Below are 22,223 nucleotides of genomic sequence, written 5' to 3'. Positions count from 1 at the left end.
GATTGTGCACAACCTACATGCGTGCCCACCGAGCGAGAACGAACGCGTACAGGCCGTACAGCGCGATCCCGACCGCGGCGAGAACGAGCAGAATCTGCCCGAAAGGTTGTGCGCCGAGCTCCTTCACGGCGCCGTCGATCCCCGTGGCCTTGCTGGGATCGGAGGTGACAGCGGCGACGACCACCAGAACGCCGGCGCCCGCGAGAGCGAGTCCTTTCGTGGTGTACCCGAGCAGTCCCAACGTCTGAATGCCCTTGCTGGGGTTGGTCTTCAGATCGTCGACGAAGTGTCGAGAGAGCCCTTTGTAGATGTGATAGCCGCCGACCGCCAACACGACCACACCCGCAGCGGCCACCACCACGGTGCCCGGGCCGGACTGCATCAGGCGCGCGGACATTCCGGCGTTCTGACCACCGCTCGACTTCCCGGTGCCGCGAGCGAAACCGAATGCGGACCACGCGAATGCGAAGTAGACGACAGCCAGCGATGCAGCCTTGAGGCGGTCCAGAACACTTCCCGAATCGCTGTCGGATCGCTTTCCGACGATGGCTTCCATCACCCGCCAGAGCGCCAAGGCAACGAACGCCGCGACGGCAACCCACATCGCGATGCGACCACCGGGCTTGCCGGCCAACTCCCCGAGAGCTCCGGATTGATCCGCATTCCCGCCCTGTCCGAAGGCGAGCCGGAAGATGATGAAGGCGATGAGCAGGTGCACGAACCCACTCACCGCGTGACCGGCGCGAGCGGCCTTCTCGAAAGCGTCGGTGTTCTGGGCACGGTCCGCGAGTTGTTCGCCCTTCGTCATCGGGAAAGAGTATCCGCCCTCTAATGGGACGAAATGCACTTTGCTACTGTGGCGCCGTGCAGCGAGCATATTTTTGGTTCAGCAGGCCGGCCCTCGGTGGTCCGGTCAGCGGAACCATGCGCTGACCACCTCCACCACGAAGAGCCGGCTCGACCGGCTCTGTGGAGTTACGCGGTGCCGGTCCGTATTCGACAAGGACCATTCCCCATGATCACACCGCTGCTCGATCACTCTCGGATCGTCTCCTGCGATCCCGTTCCGACACCGGCCGACCTGCGTCTCAACGTTCCGGCGTCCGACGCCGCCCGCTCCACGGTCGGCCGCGCCCGCACCGCCGCATCCGACATCGTGGCCGGTAGAGACGACCGTCTGCTGGTCGTGGTCGGCCCGTGCTCGGTGCACGACCCCCGCGCGGCAATGGATTACGCCGCACGCCTGGCCGAACAGTCGCGGCGCCACCGTGATCGGCTGCAGGTGGTGATGCGGGTGTACTTCGAGAAGCCGCGCACCACTCTCGGGTGGAAGGGCCTGCTCAACGACCCGCACCTCGATGGTTCCCACGACATCGCGACCGGGTTGCTCACCGGCCGAATGCTGTTGCGCGACATCGCCCAACTGGGGCTGGCGACCGCCGGCGAGTTCCTCGACCCGGCCTCGTCGGAGTACCTCGCCGATCTGGTCGGGTACGGCGCCATCGGCGCGCGCACCGCGGCGAGCCAGGTGCACCGGCAGATGGTCAGCGGATTGCCGATGCCGGTGGGTATCAAGAACTCGACCGACGGCGACGTGCAGGTGGCCGTCGACGGTGTGGTGTCGGCGGCGTCGGCCCACCGGTTCCTCGGGACCGACCCGTCGGGCCGACTCGCGTCCGTCGGCACCATCGGCAACCCGGATGCTCACGTCATCCTTCGAGGCGGGTCGACCGGCCCGAACTACGACGCGGCGTCGGTTGCGGACACCGTGGCGCGCCTCGGCCGCGCAGGTCTGCCGCAGCGAGTGGTGATCGACGCCAGTCACGGCAACAGCGCCAAGAATCATCTACGGCAACGAGACGTGTTGCGCAACATCGCAGCTCGGGTGGCGATGGGCGAAGATGGCATTGCCGGCGTGATGGCCGAGAGCTTCCTGGTGGAAGGGCGACAGGACCTCGGCGCCGGCCCACTGACCTACGGACAATCCATCACCGACGCCTGCCTCGGCTGGGACTCGACCGTGGAGCTGCTCGACGTGCTCTCCTCCGCCGTCAGCGCACGCCGCGCGGCCTGAACTGGATGCTGATCCGCGGTCCGGTGGGCCGTGTGCTCTTGGGAATGCAGTGCTCCCACGTGCGTTGGCACGAACCCCCCATCACCAGAAGGTCTCCGTGCCCCACGCTGTGGCGGATCGACGGTCCGCCACCGCGCGGACGTAGCAGCAGGGGACGGGCGGCTCCGAGCGAGACGATAGCCACCATCGTGTCCTCGGAGGCACCCCGTCCCTTCTGCGAACCCGACCGACCTCCGGTCTGCCCGCCATCGTCGGCGTGCCACGCCACGCTGTCCCCACCGTCGCGGTAGTAGCACAGCCCCGCTGTGGTGAAGTTCTCGCCGAGCTCGACACGGTAGTGCTCGTCGAGAGCCGACTTGACCTGCAACAGGAAGGGTTCGGGAAGGCGCGTCGGGTCCGAGTAGAACGACTGGAGTCGGGGGACATCGACCACCCGGTCGTACATCTGTCGCCGCTCGGCGCGCCACGGCACCGCGTCGACCAACGAGGTGAAGAGGGAGTCGGACCCGCTGATCCACCCCGAAGCGACGTCGATCCATGCGCCGGCGGTCAAGTGGGTGCGGCGTAGCGCGGTACGGAGGTCGGTGAAACTCGGCCCCTCGGCCTCCACATCGAACAGCGATGCCTGCAATGCACCTGTCATGAAGGCATCGTATCGCACGATCGAACAGGTGTTCGATCATCCCAGCAACTGCACCGAACGCAGTCCGACGAACAGCTCGGCCGCATGTACGGGATCCGAGAAATTCCGTCCAGTCAGATCGTGGATTCTCCTGAGGCGGTACAGGATCGTGTTGCGGTGGTAATGGAGCCTTTCCGCGGCACCGGCCGTGGAACCGCGGGCGTCGAACCACGCATCCAGTGTGCCGAGAAGGCTGTCCCGTTCGTCTGCCGGAAGATCGAGTACCGGTCCGAGAATCTGCTGTGCGGCAAGAGATCCGGCGCCGGGATTGCGAACGAGTAGCAGTGACACCGGTGCCGTGTCGTAGCGCACCACCCGAGTCGATCCCACCGGTGCGCATCGGCGCGCGAGCCGCGCCTCCTCCACGGCGCTCGCGGTCGTGTGGGCGCGGCCGAAGACGCCGCTGACTCCGATCCGCGACCCGTAGAGCGACCCCAGTGCGTCGACCGCGGTGGTGAGATCGGCAGCCGATCCCGCGCACAGCAGACCGAGGTGTCCGTCGACGGCGGTGTCCCACACCGAGTCCACGCCGAGTGCGTTCACGGCCGATTCAGCCGTTGCCGTGGTCCGAACGCCGTCGGTCGACACCTCCGCCGATACCACCACGAAGGTGCCGGTCTCGGGAATCAGAAACGCGCGCAACGCGTCCTGCACTGCGGATGGATCGGATCCGCGATCACCGAACAGAGTGCGAATCAGCAACCGTCGGGAATCGAAGTCCTCGAGTGCTCTCAGATCGGCCGCCTCACGATAGGCGTCGGCCGCCGCGTCGGAGTAGACGTCGACGATGGCCCACACCTCGGCGGCCATCGCCAGCAGCGCCGCGTCGGCATTGCCGTCGGCCAGCGCCAGCAGCGACTCCCAGATCATGCGGCCGCCCAGACGGAAGGCATGCAGCAATGCTGCGAGGGGAACGCCCTGCTCGGCCTTCAGTCGACCGGCTGCACGAGCCGAGTCGAGATCCATCGGGGTCGATTCGGACAGGGCTCGGAGCATCGACACCATGTTGTCCATGCAGGCGCCGCGCAGCTGCTCAGGGGTCAACCGTGTCGATTCCGTGTAGGAGTGCTCCGCGCTCAGAATTCGCTCCACGAGTCGATCGCAGAGCACGTCCGCCGAACTCATCAACCCAGCCGCCAGGTCGGCCGGGGAAGGCACGTCGGGGGCGTCCGGAACGTGGTCGGCAACCGTCGTCATGAAACGCAACGATAAACCGGTCGGGTAAGCGGCGCCACACCCGATTTTGTGCGGCCGCACAGGTAGCCCGGGCTACATTGCCAGCGGCCGCCTATGGCACAGATCACGAAAATGGACCACAATCGACGCATGACGACACAAACCCCCGACACCGAGACACCCCAGCGGTTCCCGGAAGTCGACGCCGCACTCGACGACCTCGCCGAGGGGGAGAAGACCTGGGCGGCTCTGCCGCTCGCACGGCGCCGCGCTCTGCTCGACCGCATTCGCGCGCTCTCCTCCCAGCACGCCACCGAATGGGTCGACGCGGCGACGGGTGTCAAGAAGCTCGATCCGTCGTCGCCGCTCGTCGGAGAGGAATGGCTGTCGGGGCCCTACTCGATGATCACCGCAGCAACTCTTCTCGCGCAGAGCATTGCCAAGCTCGAGTCCGGGCAGAGCCCGCTCGCCGATGCCAAGTTCGGCACTGCGCCCGGCGGCCGCAGCACGGTCAAGGTGCTGCCCATGACCACCTGGGATTCGCTGCTTCTGAGCGGGTACACGGCCGAGGTCTGGCTGGAGCCGGGTGTCACCGAGACCGAGGCGCGCGCCACCGCGGGGCTCGGTCAGAAGGACCCGACCGCGACCGGCGGTATCGGAGTCGTTCTGGGCGCAGGCAACATCACGTCGATCGCACCCCTCGATGCGCTCTACGAGTTGTTCGCCTTCAACCGGGTGGTTGCACTCAAGCTCAACCCGATCATGGATCCCATGCTCCCGGTGCTGCGGAAGGTGCTCGCGCCTCTCGTCGAGATCGGTGCCGTGCGCATCCTGACCGGCGGGGCCGACGTCGGCACCTACCTGGTGCACCACTCGCAGGTCGCACACGTACACATGACCGGCAGTTCGCTCACCCACGACGCGATCGTCTTCGGCACCGGAGACGACGGCGCGAAGCGCAAGGCAAGCGGCGAAGCCTTGCTCGACAAGCCCATTTCCAGTGAGCTCGGCGGGGTGTCGCCGACCATCGTGCTGCCCGGAAAATGGACCAAGGCCGACATCGCCTTCCAGGCCGAGCACGTCGCGACGCAGCGGTTGCACAACGGCGGATACAACTGCGTTGCCTCGCAGGTCGTCGTCGTGTCCGCCGACTGGCCGCAGAAGGACGAGTTCCTCGCGGCCCTCCGCACCGCCCTGGACGACGCCCCGGCCCGAGTGCCGTACTACCCCGGTTCCGACGCTCGCGTGGCGTCGGCCACGTCGTCGTTCCCGAATGCAGAGCGCCACGGCCCGAACGGCGGTCGTGTGTTGGTGACCGATCTCGATCCCGGCTCCTACGCCCCGCTTCTGCAGACCGAATATTTCTCGCCCGTTCTCGGCGTCGTCGAATTGCCCTACAACGGACGGGAATTCGCCCGTCGCGCGGTGGCGACCGCCAACGAGGACTTCATCGGCACCCTCGGAGTCAATATCGTGGCGCATCCCGACACGCTCGCCGAACTGGGGTCGGAACTCGAGACGCTGATCGAGTCGCTGAAGTACGGAACCGTCGCTGTCAACGCCTGGACCGCACTCGGCTTCCTGACCGCCGGAGCTCCGTGGGGAGCGTTCCCCGGACACACTCTGGACGACGTGCAGAGCGGAATCGGCGTAGTGCACAACGCATACCTGATCGAGCGACCGGAACGCACGGTGGCGCGCGGCCCGTTCCGGCCCGCGCCGCGGTCGATTCTGAACCGCGAGATGGCACTCACGCCGAAGCCGCCGTGGTTCGTCACCAACAAGACGGCCGCCACGACGGGTCGACTGATGACGGTGTTCGCCGGGGCTCCGTCCTGGACCAAACTGCCCGCGTTGTTCGCGTCTGCGTTGCGAGGCTGACCGCGTGAGCACACCGACGATCGCGGACTACGTCGTGGTGGGATCCGGATCCGCCGGCGCCGTGCTGGCCAACCGGCTCAGCGCACCGTCGGGGAACGACGTGGTGGTTCTCGAGGCAGGTCCGGAGGACAAGAACAAGTTCGTCAAGATCCCGGCCGGTTTCTCCAAACTCTTTCGGAGCGAGGTCGATTGGGACTACCTGACGGAGCCGCAGCCGGGACTGGCCGACCGGCAGATCTACTGGCCGCGCGGGAAGATGCTGGGCGGATCGTCGTCGATCAACGCCATGATGTGGGTCCGCGGTTTCGCGGCGGACTACGACGAGTGGGCCGAGCACGCCGGGTCCGGATGGTCCTTCGCGGAGGTGGCCCGATACTTCGAGAAGATCGAAACGATCCAGGACGCAACGGGTTCCGGTCAGGGCAGTACCCCGATTCAGGGCAACGACGGTCCGATGGTGGTGTCGAATCAGCGCAGCCCGCGCAACATCACTTCGGCGTTCCTCGACGCGGCCGACCACGTCGGCTACCGAACGGAACCGGCCAACACCGACGAGCCTCGTGGTGTGTCGCGCACGATGGTCAACCAGAAGCGTGGCTCGCGGTGGAGCACGGCGGACGGCTATCTGAAACCGGCGATGGCGCGAACCAACCTCGACGTCATCACCGAAGCGCTCGCCACCAGGGTGATCTTCGACGGAACACGCGCCGTCGCAGTGGAATACGTCAAAGACGGTGAGACTCGCACGGTCCGTGCCCGTAAGGAGATCGTGCTGGCCGGCGGTGCGATCAACACCCCGCAGTTGCTGATGCTCTCGGGTATCGGGGGCGCCGACCAGTTGAAGGCCCATGGCATCGAGGTGCTCGTCGACGCGCCCGGCGTCGGTGCGAACCTGATCGACCACCTGGCTTCCCTGCTCGGGTACAGCGTGGACGACGACTCGCTCTTCTCGGCGGAGAAGCTTCCCGAACTGGTGAACTACCTCGTCCGGCGGCGCGGCATGCTCACCTCCAACGTTGCCGAGGCGTACGGATTCGCCCGCAGCCGTGCCGATCTCGACCTGCCCGACCTCGAGCTGATCTTCGGACCGGCGCCGTTCTTCGACGAGGGGCTGGTCCCGGCGACAGCGCACGCGGCCGTCGTTGGCACCGTATTGCTCAAGCCGGAAAGTCGCGGAACCATCACGCTGCGGTCGGCGGACCCGACCGCGAAGCCGATCATCGACCCGCGCTATCTCAGCGACAGCGACGGCGTCGACCGCGCGTCGATGCTGGAGGGTCTGCGTATCTGCGAGTCGATCGCCACGGCGCCGGCGCTGAAGGAACGATTGGGAGACCGAATCCGTCCGGACCTGCCTCTCGATGCGCCCATGGACGAGGTGCTCGTCGCCGCCCTCGAACGCGCCTCGCACACGCTCTACCACCCGGTGGGAACGTGCAGGATGGGAACAGACGACGCCAGCGTCGTCGACCCGGAACTCAAAGTGCGTGGAGTCCAAGGACTTCGGGTGGCCGACGCGTCGGTGATGCCGTCGATCATTCGTGGGCACACGCACGCGCCGTCGATCGTGATCGGTGAGAAAGCGTCGGATCTGATCTTACACGGAAGGTGACAAGCAGTGGCGTACGCATTCCAGGTGACGGTGGACGCGCAGGATCCGCACGTGCTTGCAGCATGGTGGGCGGAGACGCTCGGTTGGACGGTCGAGCCGACCGACTCCGATTTCATCGCCGACCTGGTGAGCAAAGGTGCCGCGCAGGAGTCCGATACTCGGGTGTTCGAGGGTGCACTTGTGTGGAAATTCGGCTCGGCGATCGTCGACCCGACCTCGCCCGGTCGCCCACGTGTGTTGTTCCAACTCGTTCCGGAGACGAAGACGGTGAAGAACCGGATGCATCTCGACGTGCGGGTGGGCGACGACCGTCGCGCCGTCGCGGATGCTTTGATCGCACGCGGCGCCACGTACATGCACGACGGGCAGGGCGGCCCGTTCCAGTGGATCACCCTCACCGACCCGGAGGGCAACGAGTTCTGCGTGACGTAGCCGGGCGAGCTTTTACCGATACGCCCCGGGCGTCGCCCCGGTCCACCGCTTGAACGCGCGCCGGAACGCGCTGGGCTCGGAGAAGCCGAGCCGAGCGGACAGCTCGTCGACGGACTCACCGCGCCCCAGACCGGCAACGGCCATGTCGCGCAACACTTCTTCACGCAACTCGCCCAGCGACGTACCCTCCTGGCGCAACAGTCGGCGCAGGTGCGGGGCGCTGACCGAGAGCACGTCCGCGATGTCGGTGGCGGTAGCGGTGCGCCCCCGCGCCCCGGTCTCCAGAACTCGGCGTACCAGGCTCGCCGCACTGGATCCGTAATCACGTTCGGAGAAAAGAAGATTCGGCGATTCGCGGAGGTAGTCGTCGAGCGAGTCCTCGTTCTGGACGATCGGAGACCGCAGGATGGACGTCTCGAACTCGAGCGCGGCGACGTCCGATCCGAACGACACCCGAGCCCCGAAGATGTCGTCGTAGGTGCGCGCCGCTGCGGTGCCCGGCATGGCGTACGGCATTTCGACAGCGGTCAGTTTCACGCGCCGTCCCACCAACCAGGCCGAGAACCGGTGCCAGAGGATGAGCAGGAAGTCGGTCTGCAACCGACTCGCGATCTCGGCCGACGCCGGGGAGACCCGCGTCGCCAGCAGCGTCGTGGTCGGCTCGATCTCCAGTCGAGTGGTGTGCTCGCCGCGTAGCAACATCGACTGCGGAACTCCGGGGAAGACGCGGATGACGTCGTTCATCCGCGTCAACGCGGTGCCGAGGTCGGGGCAGTGGATCAGAGTCAGGCAGATGACCCGAAAGGTGCCGCGCCGCACCGGTTCCGATCCGAGCCCGACGAGTTCGTCGCCGGTGAGCTGCCATGTCGCGCGGGTGAACGCAGTGACTTGCTCGGTGGTCAACCGCATGTCGTCGCGCGCCAACGTCCGCTCGTCGATGTCCGCCGCTCGAAGACACGACGACAGATCGACTCCCGTCTCGGTGGCCAACACCACCGCCGCCCGGACGAAGTCGACGGGAATGGTGCCGGTTCGGCTCGTCTCGGTCGTCACGACAAATTTCTTATCCGCTTGCTGTGGACCGTAGCGCTGTGGACCGTAGCGCGGTGAGCCGCGTTGCGGCCTCGGCCAGCACGTCGTCCTGTTTGCAGAACGCGAAGCGCACCAGCGTCTTCCAGTGCTCGGGGTGGTCGACGAACGCATCCACCGGCACCCCGACCACACCGATGCGTTCGGGAAGTGCACGGCAGAACGAGTCGGCGTCGTCGAAACCCAAGGGTGCGATGTCGGCGCACACGAAGTAGGTTCCCTGGCTTTTCTTGACCCCGAAGCCGGCGTGACGGAGCGCGGCGGCAAGGGTGTCGCGCTTGCGCTGCAACGAGTCCCGAAGATCGAGGACCCACTGCTGCTCGTTGTCGAGTGCGTAGGCGACGGCGGGCTGGAACGGTGCGGCGCCGACGAAGCTCATGAACTGTTTTGCTGTGCGTACGGCGTCGATCAGGGGAGCCGGACCGCACGCCCAGCCGGTCTTCCACCCCGTCGCGTTGAACGTCTTTGCTGCGCTCGACACGGTCACGGTGCGCTCGAACATCCCGGGGAGCGTGGCGATGGGGGTGTGGTGACCGCCGTCGAACACCAGGTGCTCGTACACCTCGTCGGTCAACACGAGCAGGTCACGTTCGCGGGCCACGTCGGCGACGGCCTCGAGCTCGGCATCGGTGAACACGGTTCCGGTGGGGTTGTGCGGCGAATTGACCACGATCATCCGAGTGGCCGGTGTGACGGCGGCGCGCAGCGCGTCGAGGTCGAGCGCGAATCCGTCCCCGTCCGCGACGAGAGGAACGGACTTGCGGATACCGCCGGCCAGTGCGACCGCGGCGGCGTACGAGTCGTAGTACGGCTCGATCAGGACCACTTCCGAACCCGGTTCCACCAGGCCCAGCATCGCTGCGCTGACGGCCTCGGTGGCGCCGACGGTCACGAGAATCTCGCTGCCGGGGTCGTACTCGGTTCCGAACCGGGCGGCGCGGTCGCGGGCGACGGCCTGCCGCAACACCGGCATACCGGGCCCGGGCGGGTACTGATTCAGCCCGGAGGCGATGGCCTTACGAGCAGCCTCCAGCATCCCCGCAGGCCCGTCGGTGTCCGGAAAGCCCTGGCCCAGGTTGACGGCGTCGTGGGTGGTCGCGAGGGCCGTCATCTCGGCGAAGATGGTGTGAGCGAACGGCCGTAGACGCTTCACCGTGCGGAGTGCTGGCGTCGACATACTTCAAAGACTAGATGACCACCGGGAAGGCCGGAGGCCGGTCGCTGATCCCCGGGAAGGCCGGAGGCCGGTCGCGTCCGCGGTTACGATCGGACCATGCGATTCGGCTTGTTCGTTCCTCAAGGATGGCGCCTCGATCTGGTGGGCATCGCGCCCGAGGATCAGTGGGCGGTGATGAACGGCGTCGCGCAGCACGCCGATGCGGGGCCGTGGGAATCACTGTGGGTCTACGACCACTTCCACACGGTTCCGGAACCGACCGACGAAGCGACGCACGAGGCGTGGTCGTTGATGTCGGCTTTCGCTGCGTCGACGTCGCGCGTTCGACTGGGGCAGATGTGTACGTCGATGGGCTACCGCAACCCGGCGTATCTCGCCAAGGTCGCCGCGACCGTCGATCTGATATCCGGCGGCCGTGTCGAGATGGGCATCGGCGGCGGCTGGTACGAGCACGAGTGGCGCGCATACGGGTACGGATTCCCTACCGCCGGTGAGAGATTGGGTCGCCTGGACGAGGGTGTGCAGATCATGATGCAGGCCTGGACCACCGGTACGGCCACCCTGGACGGCAGGTACTACCAGGTCGACGGCGCGCTGGTGCGTCCGCTTCCGTTGCAGCACGGCGGAATCCCGCTGTGGATCGCCGGCGGCGGTGAGAAGGTGACGTTGAAGATCGCCGCCAAGTACGCGCAGTACACGAACTTCGACGGCACGCTCGAGGGATTCACGCACAAGTCGTCGATCCTGCGTGGCCATTGCTCCGCAGTCGGTACCGATTTCGACGCCATCGTCCGCTCCGCCAACTACAACGTGGCCATCGGTTCCACGGAAGCCGAAGTGGAAGAACGACTTCGGGCCCTGGAGGCCCGCATGACCGATTACGTCGGGGCCGAGAAGGCGGCCGGCGCACTGTCGGCGTTCCGGAACCTGCCGGGTGTCGGCACACCGGAGCAGATCGTGGAGAACCTCACGGCGCTGCAGAAGGAGGGCCTCGCCTACGGGATCTTCTATTTCCCGGAGGCGGCCTACGACCGCACCGGTATCGAGATGTTCGAGCGTGAAGTGATTCCGGCCCTGGGCTAGGCCGTTGCTAGTGCCGCTTGTGCAACAGCTCGGCGGGTAGGTCGTGCGGGTCGATCAGTAACCGGTGGTTCTCGGCGGCGTGAATCGTGTCGACCAGAGTCAGATTCTCGTGCAACAGGTCCCACGCGAGTTCGTCGATGTGCTGGTCGGCCCCGGCGATGACGGACGGGTCGGTGGTCGCCCACGCCAGCGGTAGCAGAACCACCCCGCTCCAGGTGTTCGGATCGGTGCGATTGAGACGCTCGTGAAGTACCGCGACGCTCGGCACCTTTTCCCCGACGCTCTGCTGATGACCGGGGAGTCTGCGCACCGCGCGGGTCACCAACGCCATGTGGGCGATGTCCACGTCCGGCTTGGACACGTCGATCAACGACAGCAGAACCACTCCGTGCCGCCACGTTCCGGCGACCACCGCGGGAACCAGCACTCCGCGTTGGTACAGATCGTCGACGTCGCGGGAGCGCAGCGCCGCCGTGACGGCGACCCACAGCGCCACGATCGTGGCCAGAACCACGACGACACACAGGATGTACGACCACGGGTGATCGAGCCGGAAGAGAACGACGCCCACGGCCGCGAGGACGACTGCCGCGGCAGCAGAGAGATGCCACCGCCGTCGTGCCCTCGCCACCGTTTCGTCCACGGCCTTCGCATGAGCGCGGTCGACCGCGAAATCGAAACGGGCTGAGTCGGACACCGTCAGATCGCCGGTCCCAGTAGATCGTCGGCGTCGGTGATGCGGTACGCGTAGCCCTGCTCGGCCAGGAACCGCTGGCGGTGGGCTGCGTACTCGGCGTCCAGGGTGTCGCGCGAGACCACCGAGTAGAAGTGCGCCTGGCCGCCGTCCGCCTTCGGCCGCAGCAGCCGGCCCAGACGCTGAGCCTCTTCCTGACGAGACCCGAACGTTCCCGACACCTGCACGGCCACTGACGCTTCCGGTAGGTCGATCGAGAAGTTGGCCACCTTGCTGACCACCAACACCTGAATCTCGCCCTTGCGGAACGCGTCGAACAGCAGCTCGCGTTCCTTGTTCTTGGTCGAGCCCTGAATGACGGGCGCGTTCAGGGCTTCGCCGAGTTCGTCGAGCTGGTCGAGGTAGGCACCGATCACCAGGGTCGGTGCGTCGGTGTGCTTGGCCAGGATGGATTTCACCACCGGGATCTTGGTGCGCGCCGTCGAACACAGCTTGTAGCGCTCCTCCGGCTCCGCGACGGCATAGGCCATGCGTTCGGCGTCGGTGAGCGTGACTCGAACCTCGATGCAGTCGGCGGGAGCGATCCACCCCTGCGCTTCGATGTCCTTCCACGGCGCGTCGTACCGCTTGGGCCCGATGAGCGAGAACACGTCACCCTCGCGGCCGTCCTCACGCACCAACGTCGCCGTCAGTCCGAGACGGCGCCGAGACTGCAGATCGGCGGTCATGCGGAACACGGGTGCGGGCAGCAGGTGCACCTCGTCGTAGATCACCAGACCCCAGTCGCGCGAATCGAAGAGTTCGAGGTGCTTGTACTCACCCTTGGTCCGCCGAGTGATCACCTGGTAGGTGGCGATGGTGACGGGGCGAATCTCCTTGCGCTCGCCGGAGTACTCGCCGATCTCCTCCTCGGTCAGGGACGTACGGGCGATCAGCTCGCGCTTCCACTGCCGACCCGCGACGGTGTTGGTGACGAGGATCAGGGTGGTGGCGCCGGCCTTCGCCATGGCGGCCGCACCGACCATCGTCTTGCCCGCACCGCACGGAAGCACGACGACACCCGATCCGCCGGCCCAGAACGAGTCGGTTGCCATCTGCTGGTAGTCGCGCAGTTCCCAGTGCCCGCCCGAGAAGTCGAGCTCGATGGGGTGCTTCTCGCCGTCGACGTACCCGGCGAGATCCTCGGCGGGCCAGCCCACCTTGAGCAACATCTGCTTCAGACGCCCACGCTCGCTGGGGTGGACCAGGACGGTGTCCTCGTCGACCATCGCGCCGAGCATCGGCGCAATCTTCTTGTGCCGCATGATTTCCGTGAGCACGGCGCGGTCCAGGCTCACCAGTGAGAGCCCGTGCACCGGACTCTTCACCAGCTGGAGCCGACCGTAGCGGGCCATCGTGTCGACCACGTCGACGAGGAGGGGTTGCGGCACGGCGTACCGAGAGAAGCGCACCAGCGCGTCGACGACCTGCTCCGCGTCGTGGCCGGCCGCGCGCGCGTTCCACAGCGCCAACGGCGTGACGCGGTACGTGTGCACGTGCTCGGGAGCGCGTTCGAGTTCGGCGAACGGGGCGATGGCCGCACGGGCCTCGCCCGCCTGCTCGTGGTCGACCTCGAGCAGCAGGGTCTTGTCGGACTGGACGATCAACGGTCCGTCGGTCACGTTCACCTCTCTTGTGGCCCACCGGTGGTCGATCCGTGGTGAGCGCAGTTCGTTCATTGTCCGCCACGACACCGACAGTGCGCGTTGCGGGCGAGCTACCGCACAACCGTCCCCGCCGCTCGCCTATTCCCGGCGGAGTACCCCGGAAGCGACGTCCGCACACCGACGGCGGTCAGCCGAGCAGCGAGACCGACGTGATTCGGTGCAGGGTGAAGTGTCGGACCAAGCCGCCCGCGGGGTCCCACGCATCGAGCTGGCCGCCGCCGACGGCAACCGGCTCGACCACGCGTTCGGACGACACACCGGCCGCGTCGACGTACCCGATGCTCACCGACGATCGGGACGCCGCCGCACGCTGCAGCAGCGCTATGGTCGCGGCACCGGATGCCCGTGTGCCGTCGGAACGGACCCCTTCGGATCGACGCACCTCGCTGGCCTTGGTGCCGGCTCTCATCTCGCCGACGAGTCGGCCGAGCTGTTCGTCGGTGGGAACCGCTGGGGTGCGGTACAGCGGTCGGGAGCGGCGCCCGACGACCCGTGCACCGCGGGTCGTCACGTCGACGATGGTGCCCGACGAGTCCTCACCCGCCGGCGCGAAGCCGGCGGCACGCAGGTGCGCGAGGACGTCGGCCAAGGGTGCCTGCGAGATGGCCACCGTCGGCGCCAGCGCGCGCAGCGCCAAGGGTTCCGCAGCAGGAGAGGCGAGGACCTCGGCAAGCAGTGCCGGGTCCTCGCATCGCACGAACGCCGATGCCACACCCGCTCGGAGACGCCCGTGCCGACGGGCCACGTCGTCGATCAGATACGTCAGTGCCTGCGGAATGGGCGTGCGCGAGGTTCCCGCGAACAGCGCGTGCAACTCGGCGGCGGACATGCCGGCGTCCAGCGCTCGACGCAGACTGGTCTCGCCGAGCCGGTACATCGTCGCCGCCCCGGCCGATTCGACGTCGGCGATCAAGGCCATCGTCTGATGAAGCTCGGGTGTCAACGGGCCGGGCGCCACCACCGTGAGGTCTGCCTGGACCAGCACGTAGTCGATGGGTTCGGGCATCGCGGTGTGCATGGCGGCCGCGGCATCGGCGCCACGGATCAGCGCTCGCCCCGCGGACGTGAGGGCGCCGTGCGCGACGATGCCGAGCGTGGTGGCCTCGGCGACGAATTTGGTGACGGGGGTCAGGCCGAGTCGAGGGGCGATCCGGGGACGCCGCCAGGTGGCCGTTCTCACCAGGTCGGCGACGTCGACCGATTCGCCCGCGCGCAGGTCCGCGAGGACGCCGAGGACGACTCGACGATCGCGTGGTGCGGCCGTGGACCGGGCTTCGTCGGACAGGGCTGCAACCGGCTTGTCGTTGGCGTCGCGCATTCCGATCAGCCACGGCAGGCGAGCGGTCTCGAGCCACCCGGTGGCCAGCGCGGCCCACCGCTTGGCGGGCGATGCGGCGGTCCACGCGTCCAGGGCGGGAGTGGGCGCCCACATGTCGTCACCGTTGTCACCGGGCGGGGGCGGATCGGGCATGCCCGACGCGATGAGTCCCGCAGCGGCGAGCAGTTCGACAACCAGTGCGACGCGGGTCTCGTCGACCTCGGCGGACTTCGCGACCCGCCGCAACTCTCGCACGCCGAGGCCGCCGGCTTTGAGTGTCGGCGCCGGTGCGGAACCCAGAGCGTCGAGAACGCTGGCGCACTGGCGGAGGAGTTCGAGAGCTTCACCGGCGGCCGTCGCATCGATGTCGGAGATCGGGTGCGACACCGCGGTGACGGCCGGTGGAGTGAGAGACGACGGATCCGAGACCGGTTCGCCGCGCAGCGCTTGCGAGACCTGCTGCGGGAGCTCGACCGTGTTCTCGTCGAGCCAGGTGAGCAGACCGGCCGCAAGCAGGCGCTGTACGGGACGGTCGGGGGGCGTGCCCGGCGCTGCGTCCTTGGTGCGGCCGATGGACGACGATTTCGCGAGGGTGGTCAGCAACTCCCGCTCACGAGGTTCGATGGACGCAAGCGCAGCGTCCACCCGCTCCGCTGTCAGCTCGGGCTTCGCGTCGAGGATGCGTCCCACTCGCCACGGCACGGCGTCGCGGGCCGACGGCACCATGGTCAGATCGGTGGTGCCTCGAACCAGTGCGCGGCTGCGCAGCACGTCGAGTGCGGCCGTGACGGATTTCTTGGTGGCGCGTTTGCCGACGAGGGTGTCGAGTCGGGTCCGTGACACCGGGTTGTCGTCGGCGCGTTCGAGAGCGAGATACTCGACAACCGTGAGGGCGAGGGTGTCGAGGTCTTCGGCGGCACGCAGCACCGACGCGCGCTGCTGGGAGCGGCCCGCGAGGACGTCGAGCGTCGCCGGGGGCGGAACCGTGAGGTCGGGGCGCAGACGCAGCATCTCGGTGAGCTGTTCGTCGGTGCGCGAGGACATCCAGTCGGTCAGCGTGACAACGCCCTCGTGTGGTGCCGAGCCCGGCTGCGGGCTCTCGGTGTCGGTCATCGAACATCAGAGTAGATACCTGGGGTGGCCGACGCCCCGGCGCGGATGTCAAAATGAGCTGTGGCTAACAAACCGAAACAGCGATATGTCGATCCGGGCTGGCCGAAGGGCACCGACGACGAGGACCATCCGGTGACCGAACTGGCGTCGTCGCGCGCCGGCGGACTGTCGCCGTTCGGCGAGGACACCGAGTTCCCGCTGCCGGCGGATTCGCTCCCGTACGCGCACCCCGAGACGGTCATCAACCGCTGACCTCGTCCGACTCGGGGGCACCCGCACACGTGTTATCGGATGTGCCCCTCGCGAGTCGGTGACGAACGCGACGAAGCCCCCACCCGAATGGGATGGGGGCTTCGTTCGTGCTCGGTTCTAGCGGGGGAGCAGGTTCTTGTTGGCTTCGTAGAAGCCGACCAGCTGCGGATCGAGCTGCAGGTTCTGCGTCGCGGACTGGATGAAGTTCACGATGTTGGGATCGGCGGTCACGGCCTTGACCGCGTCGGTGATGCCCTGAATCGCTGCTGCGTTCGAGTCCTGCGCGCCCTGACCGATCGACGCGAGGTCCGGCAGCGCCGGGACCGCGGGGGTCGACGGGGTCTCGCGCTCGGTCGGCGAGCTGCTCAGTCCGAGCTTCGAGGAGCAGGACGGCCATGCGCCCCATCCCTGGCTGCCCAGGACGCGCTCGGCAACGGTGATCTGCTCTTCGCGGGATGCCTGGTTGGCGGTTGCGGCGTATTCGCCACCGCCGTGCGAGGTCCACGTGCTCGGGGAGAACTGCAGTCCGCCCTGGAATCCGTTACCGGTGTTGATGCCCCAGTTGCCGCCGGCCTCGCACTGCGCGAGCTTGTCCCAGTCGGAGTCGGGGGCGGCGTTGGCCGTTCCGGAGAAGGCGAGACCCGCGGTGGTCATGATGGCGCCGGTAACGGCGACCTTCGCGACGGTCTTGCCGGTGGTGCTGGGTTTGCGATGACGTCCGCTCATAAGGGGTAGAAATCCTCTCCACACGCGCCTGCGAGGTCAGCTGTCGGGTTCGGGCTGAGAGGTAGCCCGGCGTTCGCGCTCCTGGCTGGAACGGTTCTGCTTCACCCCAAGGATCGCAACGATGTGCGGCCCGGTTGCACTAGGGAGACGTGGTGGGTCCCCCGCCCTCGTCCCTGATTCTGCTTAGTCGGAAGCCCCTGGCCCGCGGGACGAGGTTTGGCGCGGCGGGTGGGGGCGGCGGCCGAACTTTCCGGCCGAGGGAGAACTTACGTGGCTTCCCGCCCCGATGTCACTATTCGATAACTATGGGTGTCGCGGTGGGAGTTTGGCCTCTGACTCGCTGGTCGCGATTTCTCCCAGCTAGGACGATCGGGGGGTGTCGTTACCGGGGTGGACGTCGTTCCGTTACCTACTCGTGATGTGACCGAAGTCACATCACGAGCAGGTGTCGAGACGGACGGTTCCCGCGGCTCGGACCGACGCAGCGCGATTGCGGCCCCGACGACCACCACGAGGTAAGTCAGGGGATACGCGCTCTGGATGACGACTCCGACCGCGAACGACGGCGGCGGAAGCATGAAGGTCCCGATGGCGCGCACGCCGTCGGGGTAGGTGAAGTACCAGCAGCCGAGCGGCGCCATCAGCGCGAGAGGCAGCGCCCACAGCACGCGTGACCTACGAACAGCCATGTCCATCGTCAGCACGATCAGTGGAACGAACCACACCCAGTGATGACCCCACGAGAACGGCGACACCATGGGCGCCGTCAGTCCGGTGATCGTCAGGCCGAGCAGAACGTGACCACGGCGATGCGCGATCACGGCGACGGCGATCCCGGTCGCACCGACCACCAGGACGCACGCGGCCCACAGCGCGAACGGAGGGTTGACGGTCTCGAGCCAGCGCGGTAGGGCGCCGCGGATGGATTGATTTGCTCCGGAGGACGGCGCGCCGATCCGCGTGGACTCCGACACGGCGGTGAACCAGTACCGCGTGGCGTCTGCGGGGATGACGACGAAGCCGGCCACCACGGTGGTGAGGGTGGCCACGGCCGCCGTGGCCGCCGCCCGCCACTGCCGGGTGGCGGCGAGGTAGACGACGAACAGTCCCGGGGTGAGCTTGGTTCCCGCAGCCAGGCCCGTGGCGACCCCGCGCAACCGGCTCCCCTCGGGGCGCGTGAGGTCCCAGAGCACGGCGACCATCAGCAGGAGGTTGATCTGACCGAACCAGATGGTCATTCGCACGGGTTCGAGCCAGGTGAACACGACCGCCAGAGACGCGCTGACGGCCGTGAGCCACACGTCGTTCGCGTAGCCCAGATGACGCCAACACAGACGGACCGCGACGTAGAGAAGTACGAGATTGCCGATCCAGAACAGCAGCTTCGTGGTGATCATCGAGATCAATCCGAGGGGAGCGAAGATCAGCGCTGCGAAGGGCGGGTAGGTGAACGGGAGGTCGTCGGTGAGATTCCCGTCGTAGAGCGGGGTGCCGTGCAGGACGGTAAGTCCACCGGCCCGATAGACACCGGCGTCGACTGCGTTCTGGAACAAGCCGAACAGGGGGGTGTCGAGCGGGATGAGGCGATCGTGGGCGATCAGTGCGACGACGGCGGCGACAACGGAGACGGCGACCAGGATGCGGTGGGCACCGAATGATCGTTCCGGCGCACCGGAAGTCACGAGCGCAGGTCCTTCGACACGCTCGAGACTTTAGAGCACGGTTGGTACGTTTACCATCGGCGCGCCGCAGATCCCCCGTGCAGGCTGTGAGAAGCCATGAACGGGTAGGTCACAGGTAGCGGGGACTCGCTGCGTCGACGTCGACGATCTCCTTGCCCAGGGGCATGAGCGAGACCGGAATCAGCTTGAGGTTCGCGATCGCGAGCGGGATTCCGATGATCGTGATCGCCATCGCTATGGCCGTGACGATGTGGCCGATCGCCAGCCAGATTCCGGCGACGACGAACCAGACGATGTTGCCGATCGCGGACCCGACACCTGCGGTCGGCTTGGACACCACGGTGGATCCGAAGGGCCACAGCGCGTAGGCACCGATACGGAACGCCGCGATGCCGAACGGGATGGTGACGATCAGGATGCAGCAGATGATTCCGGCCAGAAAGTAACCCAGGGCGAGCCACAACCCGCCGAAGACGAGCCAGATGATGTTCAGAAGCAGTCGCATTCGTCCGAATCTACCGGCGTGCGCGCCGACCGGATCGAAGCGTGAACGCGATCATCAGCACGAACCCGAGCGGAAGAAAGATCATGGCTGTCAGGTAGAGCCACAGACCCGGAGCGCCGCCGGAGACGAGAACGGCGAACATCGCGATGATGGCCACCACCCCGATCACGAAGCAGACCGATGCGAGGGCCAGCAGCACGGGTGTCTTCTTCCGGGTGTCGGTCACAGCTACCCACCGTAAACCCCGACGCCGAAAACCCCGGTGCCGAGCCCGGCCGAGCGCGCGTAGGATGGGACGAACTTCGCGCCCCGCTCGGCCGTGCACCATTCCTTCCGGTGACCGACGAGCAGGCGGCGCGAATTTCTTTTGGTCCAGGTGCGATTCGAGCAGATTGAACGGGTGATTTACGGTGCCGACCGGCAAGGTGAAGTGGTACGACGTCGACAAGGGCTTCGGATTCCTGTCGCAGGACGAGGGTGACGACGTCTACGTGCGCTCGTCCGCGCTGCCGGAGGGTGTCGAGGGGCTCAAGGCCGGCCAGCGCGTAGAGTTCGGCATGGCCGCCGGGCGTCGCGGTCCGCAGGCACTGAGCCTGAAGGTGCTCGAACCCACGCCGTCGGTGCGCCAGAACACCGCGGCGGTCCGTAAGGAGCCGTCGGCGCGCAAGCACACGCCCGACGAGTTGCACGGCATGGTCGAAGACATGATCACCCTGCTCGAGGCAACCATCCAGCCCGAGCTGCGCAAGGGCAAGTACCCCGATCGCAAGACGTCGCAGAAGATCTCCGAGGTCGTGCGGGCCGTCGCTCGCGAGCTGGACAGCTGACCCGGTCGGTTTTATACGTCAGCCGGCGGCCGTCGCGATCGACCAGATCGCGTGACTGACGATTTCTTCCTGATTGGTGTCGGTGTCGATGACACCTGAGGGCAGTCGCACCTCCACACCGATCAGGGCTCGCCCGTCGGGATCCACGGCGGGAACGGTCATGCTGTTGCGCTGATCCGGCAGGAAGAAGGCGTCGTTTTCGACGACGTCACCGTCATCCCCCTGATACACCGTGGCCAGTCCCCACGGTGCCTCCGAGATCGCGGTCGGAAGCGACAGCTGCAGGGGATGACCGGGGCGCACCGGCACGGTCGCTGTTTCACCGTCGTAGTCGCACAGGGGTGCGCTGACCGGGCAGTACCGGAACGGCGCCACCTCGACCGCACGGCCGTCGGCGAACGCGGAGACGGTGGGTGGGACGTCGGGAGCGTTGCGAATCACGACGAACATCACCGCGGCGAACGCGACGGCGATCACCGCCAACAGCGCGGACACGAGGGCTATCGTCCGGGTCACTGCGCAGCTTTCTCGGTGGTCCGGGCGCGCTTGGTGGCGTCGGCAATCTCCTGTTTCGCCTGCACCGGACGGTTTCCGCCGAAACCGGGGAACATGGACAGCCCGCGGTAGGTCAAGATCGTTTGCACCAGGCCGATGGTAAGCACCACCGACACGACGGTGAAACCGAGCCAGTACTCGGTGGGAAGCAGCACACCCATCGTGCCGCCGATGACCCAGCTCAGCTGCAGGACCGTTTCGCTGCGACCGAATCCCGACGCGATCGATTCCGGTGGGAGGTCGTGTTGGAGCGACGCGTCGAGCGAGACCTTGGCCAGCGCGCTCGCCCCTGACGCCACCAACGCGGCCGCCGCGGCGAGCAACAGGTTGTCGGCGATCGCGGCGATGATCGCGATGACCGTGACGGCAATCGTGCAGCGGAGCACCATCATCGACGGCCGGCCGAGCTTCATCCGGGCACCTGCCGCATTGCCGGCGAAGTTGCCGATCCCGGCCGCGACGCCCACCAAGCCCAGCATCAGCGCCTGTTGCAGCGGCTCGTGCTCGGTGCGGGACTTCGCGACGAAGGCGATGTAGAGCGTGAGGAATCCGGTGAGCACGCGGATGGTCCCGTTGCCCCACAACCCGGTCAGCACCGCGCGACCGAGCGGTTGGCGTCGTTTGCTGGGCTTCGTGTCGGGTGAGATCACTTCCGTCACGGCGTCGGCGTGGTAGCTGATCGTGGCCGGCACCTCACCTTCGGTGACCTCGACCCACGCCGGAATGCGCATGCTGAGGTACGCCCCGAGGACGGCGATGGCGCAGGTGAACCACAATGCTCCCGCCGAGTTCGACAGGAAGGCGATGGCACCGGCGAGACCGCCGGCGACGATGGTGCCCCCGATCAGGCCGAACACGGTGAGTCGCGAATTCACGCGGACGAGGTCGATGTCGGGTGGTAGGACCCGTGGGGTCACGGCTGACTTGAGTACGGCGAACGACTTGCTCAGCACCATCATTCCGAGCGCCGCGGGGTAGAGGCCCCAGGTGTCGTAGTTGAAGACCAACACCACCGCCAACACGGCTCGCAAGCCGAACGAGGTGGCGAGTGCCAGCCGCCGGCCGTTCTGCAGCCGGTCCAGCAGCGGCCCGATCAGTGGGGCGATCAGTGCGAACGGCGCGATCGTGATGACCAGGTAAAGAGCGACCTTGGTCTTGTCCTCCCCGGTGGCCGCAGAGAAGAAGAGCGTGTTCGCGAGCGCGACGGCCATTGCGGCGTCGGAGGCGAAGTTGGCCATCGTCGCGTAGGTCAGGGCGGTCAGTCCCGACTTGTCGGCTCCGTCGGCGGTGGCCGCGCGACGGAAGGACTCGACACCCTTGTTGGTCAGCTGCCGACCACGCATCGCGGCGACGCGGGTGACCGTCAGCTTGCGCGGCGGCGTGGGGGCCTTCGGACCGACGCGAGTCCGGCGACTGGTGTCCTCGTCGTCCGCGGGGGTGACGGGATGCAGGGGTGGCAGCGGCGAACGCCGCGGGGGCAGCGCTTCGGACGGCGAGTAGTTCGCGAAACCGGGGTGCTCGGTGTGCTCACGGCGCCCGTCGTCACCGCGGATGTCGCGGGTGTCACCGTTGTCGTTCACGTTCGCGATTCTTCCCTAGTCGGCCGCGGTCGTGACACCCGTATGGCATTCGCCACGCC

General features: G+C 67.0%; 21 protein-coding genes and 1 riboswitch. Of the genes, 7 read left to right on the top strand and 14 right to left on the bottom strand.

Annotation, left to right across the window (positions count from 1 at the left end):
* Window positions 1–13 precede the first annotated feature (13 nt).
* Window positions 14–808, bottom strand: a complete 795-nt coding sequence (locus tag IEW02_RS20355) for a DUF1206 domain-containing protein (protein ID WP_188546732.1) — start codon at window positions 806–808, stop codon at window positions 14–16.
* Between the two features lie 207 nt (window positions 809–1,015).
* Here IEW02_RS20355 and IEW02_RS20350 point away from each other — a divergent pair, with 207 nt between their 5' ends.
* Window positions 1,016–2,074: a 3-deoxy-7-phosphoheptulonate synthase gene (locus IEW02_RS20350; RefSeq protein ID WP_188546731.1), complete on the top strand. Its 1,059-nt coding sequence runs from the start codon at window positions 1,016–1,018 to the stop codon at window positions 2,072–2,074.
* Here IEW02_RS20350 and IEW02_RS20345 read toward each other — a convergent pair.
* A complete protein-coding gene (locus tag IEW02_RS20345; protein ID WP_188546730.1) occupies window positions 2,052–2,717 on the bottom strand; it encodes an alpha-ketoglutarate-dependent dioxygenase AlkB in 666 nt (221 codons plus the stop codon). The genes IEW02_RS20350 and IEW02_RS20345 overlap by 23 nt on opposite strands.
* 36 nt (window positions 2,718–2,753) lie before the next feature.
* On the bottom strand, window positions 2,754–3,953 hold the full coding sequence (locus IEW02_RS20340) for a PucR family transcriptional regulator (protein WP_188546729.1): 1,200 nt from the start codon (window positions 3,951–3,953) through the stop codon (window positions 2,754–2,756).
* Between the two features lie 129 nt (window positions 3,954–4,082).
* Between IEW02_RS20340 and IEW02_RS20335 the strand changes: the two genes are divergently transcribed.
* From IEW02_RS20335 to IEW02_RS20325, 3 genes are read left to right on the top strand one after another with little or no spacing between them, the layout of a single operon-like run.
* On the top strand, window positions 4,083–5,813 hold the full coding sequence (locus tag IEW02_RS20335) for an aldehyde dehydrogenase family protein (protein ID WP_188546728.1): 1,731 nt from the start codon (window positions 4,083–4,085) through the stop codon (window positions 5,811–5,813).
* Window positions 5,814–5,817: 4 nt separating this feature from the next.
* Window positions 5,818–7,425 (top strand): GMC family oxidoreductase, encoded by a 1,608-nt coding sequence (locus IEW02_RS20330; protein WP_188546727.1) that lies wholly within the window; start codon window positions 5,818–5,820, stop codon window positions 7,423–7,425.
* A gap of 6 nt (window positions 7,426–7,431) precedes the next feature.
* Entirely contained in the window at window positions 7,432–7,857 is a 426-nt protein-coding gene (locus IEW02_RS20325) for a VOC family protein (protein WP_188546726.1), read from the top strand.
* 12 nt (window positions 7,858–7,869) lie between these two features.
* Here the strand turns inward: IEW02_RS20325 and IEW02_RS20320 are convergent, their stop codons facing one another.
* Entirely contained in the window at window positions 7,870–8,910 is a 1,041-nt protein-coding gene (locus IEW02_RS20320) for an AraC family transcriptional regulator (RefSeq protein ID WP_188547035.1), read from the bottom strand.
* A 10-nt stretch (window positions 8,911–8,920) separates the two neighbouring features.
* Window positions 8,921–10,123 (bottom strand): pyridoxal phosphate-dependent aminotransferase, encoded by a 1,203-nt coding sequence (locus IEW02_RS20315; RefSeq protein WP_188546725.1) that lies wholly within the window; start codon window positions 10,121–10,123, stop codon window positions 8,921–8,923.
* Window positions 10,124–10,219: 96 nt separating this feature from the next.
* Here IEW02_RS20315 and IEW02_RS20310 point away from each other — a divergent pair, with 96 nt between their 5' ends.
* The gene (locus IEW02_RS20310) at window positions 10,220–11,206 is read left to right on the top strand and encodes an LLM class F420-dependent oxidoreductase (RefSeq protein ID WP_188546724.1); all 987 of its coding nucleotides are present in this window, start codon (window positions 10,220–10,222) and stop codon (window positions 11,204–11,206) included.
* A gap of 7 nt (window positions 11,207–11,213) precedes the next feature.
* On the opposite strand, the gene IEW02_RS20305 is transcribed toward IEW02_RS20310, so the two are convergent.
* The 3 genes from IEW02_RS20305 to IEW02_RS20295 form a co-directional block, all read right to left on the bottom strand.
* Window positions 11,214–11,903, bottom strand: coding sequence for a DUF3239 domain-containing protein (locus IEW02_RS20305; RefSeq protein WP_188546723.1), 690 nt, complete (start codon window positions 11,901–11,903; stop codon window positions 11,214–11,216).
* A gap of 2 nt (window positions 11,904–11,905) precedes the next feature.
* Window positions 11,906–13,561 (bottom strand): DNA repair helicase XPB, encoded by a 1,656-nt coding sequence (locus IEW02_RS20300; RefSeq protein WP_188546722.1) that lies wholly within the window; start codon window positions 13,559–13,561, stop codon window positions 11,906–11,908.
* A 172-nt stretch (window positions 13,562–13,733) separates the two neighbouring features.
* The gene (locus IEW02_RS20295) at window positions 13,734–16,037 is read right to left on the bottom strand and encodes a helicase-associated domain-containing protein (protein WP_188546721.1); all 2,304 of its coding nucleotides are present in this window, start codon (window positions 16,035–16,037) and stop codon (window positions 13,734–13,736) included.
* Between the two features lie 60 nt (window positions 16,038–16,097).
* On the opposite strand from IEW02_RS20295, the gene IEW02_RS20290 reads away from it, so the two are divergent.
* Window positions 16,098–16,289: a hypothetical protein gene (locus IEW02_RS20290; RefSeq protein WP_188546720.1), complete on the top strand. Its 192-nt coding sequence runs from the start codon at window positions 16,098–16,100 to the stop codon at window positions 16,287–16,289.
* 117 nt (window positions 16,290–16,406) lie between these two features.
* Here IEW02_RS20290 and IEW02_RS20285 read toward each other — a convergent pair whose 3' ends face one another.
* The 4 genes from IEW02_RS20285 to IEW02_RS20270 all read right to left on the bottom strand — a co-directional run bounded on the left by IEW02_RS20285 (window position 16,407) and on the right by IEW02_RS20270 (window position 19,428).
* The gene (locus IEW02_RS20285) at window positions 16,407–17,015 is read right to left on the bottom strand and encodes a transglycosylase family protein (RefSeq protein WP_188546719.1); all 609 of its coding nucleotides are present in this window, start codon (window positions 17,013–17,015) and stop codon (window positions 16,407–16,409) included.
* A 9-nt stretch (window positions 17,016–17,024) separates the two neighbouring features.
* Window positions 17,025–17,209, bottom strand: a riboswitch (cyclic di-AMP (ydaO/yuaA leader).
* 72 nt (window positions 17,210–17,281) lie between these two features.
* On the bottom strand, window positions 17,282–18,697 hold the full coding sequence (locus IEW02_RS20280) for a glycosyltransferase 87 family protein (protein WP_188546718.1): 1,416 nt from the start codon (window positions 18,695–18,697) through the stop codon (window positions 17,282–17,284).
* Between the two features lie 109 nt (window positions 18,698–18,806).
* Window positions 18,807–19,202, bottom strand: a complete 396-nt coding sequence (locus tag IEW02_RS20275; protein ID WP_188546717.1) for a YccF domain-containing protein — start codon at window positions 19,200–19,202, stop codon at window positions 18,807–18,809.
* Between the two features lie 10 nt (window positions 19,203–19,212).
* Window positions 19,213–19,428, bottom strand: a complete 216-nt coding sequence (locus IEW02_RS20270) for a hypothetical protein (RefSeq protein WP_188546716.1) — start codon at window positions 19,426–19,428, stop codon at window positions 19,213–19,215.
* A 184-nt stretch (window positions 19,429–19,612) separates the two neighbouring features.
* Between IEW02_RS20270 and IEW02_RS20265 the strand changes: the two genes are divergently transcribed.
* Window positions 19,613–20,029: a cold-shock protein gene (locus IEW02_RS20265; protein WP_188546715.1), complete on the top strand. Its 417-nt coding sequence runs from the start codon at window positions 19,613–19,615 to the stop codon at window positions 20,027–20,029.
* A gap of 18 nt (window positions 20,030–20,047) precedes the next feature.
* On the opposite strand, the gene IEW02_RS20260 is transcribed toward IEW02_RS20265, so the two are convergent.
* Window positions 20,048–20,545 (bottom strand): DUF2771 family protein, encoded by a 498-nt coding sequence (locus IEW02_RS20260; protein ID WP_188546714.1) that lies wholly within the window; start codon window positions 20,543–20,545, stop codon window positions 20,048–20,050.
* Window positions 20,542–22,137: an MFS transporter gene (locus tag IEW02_RS20255; protein WP_371829986.1), complete on the bottom strand. Its 1,596-nt coding sequence runs from the start codon at window positions 22,135–22,137 to the stop codon at window positions 20,542–20,544. Before IEW02_RS20255 ends, IEW02_RS20260 begins: the two co-directional genes overlap by 4 nt.
* Window positions 22,138–22,223: the final 86 nt, after the last annotated feature.

The organism is Rhodococcoides trifolii (assembly GCF_014635345.1).
Taxonomy (GTDB): domain Bacteria; phylum Actinomycetota; class Actinomycetes; order Mycobacteriales; family Mycobacteriaceae; genus Rhodococcoides; species Rhodococcoides trifolii.
Note: the sequence above shows the minus strand (reverse complement) of the source record. Positions and strands in the feature narration are given on the sequence as shown.

Excerpts from the sequence above, each read along its gene's own strand:
- IEW02_RS20355 (WP_188546732.1), bottom strand. The coding sequence starts at position 808 with ATGACGAAGGGCGAACAACTCGCGGACCGTGCCCAGAACACCGACGCT.
- IEW02_RS20350 (WP_188546731.1), top strand. The coding sequence starts at position 1,016 with ATGATCACACCGCTGCTCGATCACTCTCGGATCGTCTCCTGCGATCCC.
- IEW02_RS20345 (WP_188546730.1), bottom strand. The coding sequence starts at position 2,717 with ATGACAGGTGCATTGCAGGCATCGCTGTTCGATGTGGAGGCCGAGGGG.
- IEW02_RS20340 (WP_188546729.1), bottom strand. The coding sequence starts at position 3,953 with ATGACGACGGTTGCCGACCACGTTCCGGACGCCCCCGACGTGCCTTCC.
- IEW02_RS20335 (WP_188546728.1), top strand. The coding sequence starts at position 4,083 with ATGACGACACAAACCCCCGACACCGAGACACCCCAGCGGTTCCCGGAA.
- IEW02_RS20315 (WP_188546725.1), bottom strand. The coding sequence starts at position 10,123 with ATGTCGACGCCAGCACTCCGCACGGTGAAGCGTCTACGGCCGTTCGCT.
- IEW02_RS20310 (WP_188546724.1), top strand. The coding sequence starts at position 10,220 with ATGCGATTCGGCTTGTTCGTTCCTCAAGGATGGCGCCTCGATCTGGTG.
- IEW02_RS20295 (WP_188546721.1), bottom strand. The coding sequence starts at position 16,037 with ATGACCGACACCGAGAGCCCGCAGCCGGGCTCGGCACCACACGAGGGC.
- IEW02_RS20285 (WP_188546719.1), bottom strand. The coding sequence starts at position 17,015 with ATGAGCGGACGTCATCGCAAACCCAGCACCACCGGCAAGACCGTCGCG.
- IEW02_RS20275 (WP_188546717.1), bottom strand. The coding sequence starts at position 19,202 with ATGCGACTGCTTCTGAACATCATCTGGCTCGTCTTCGGCGGGTTGTGG.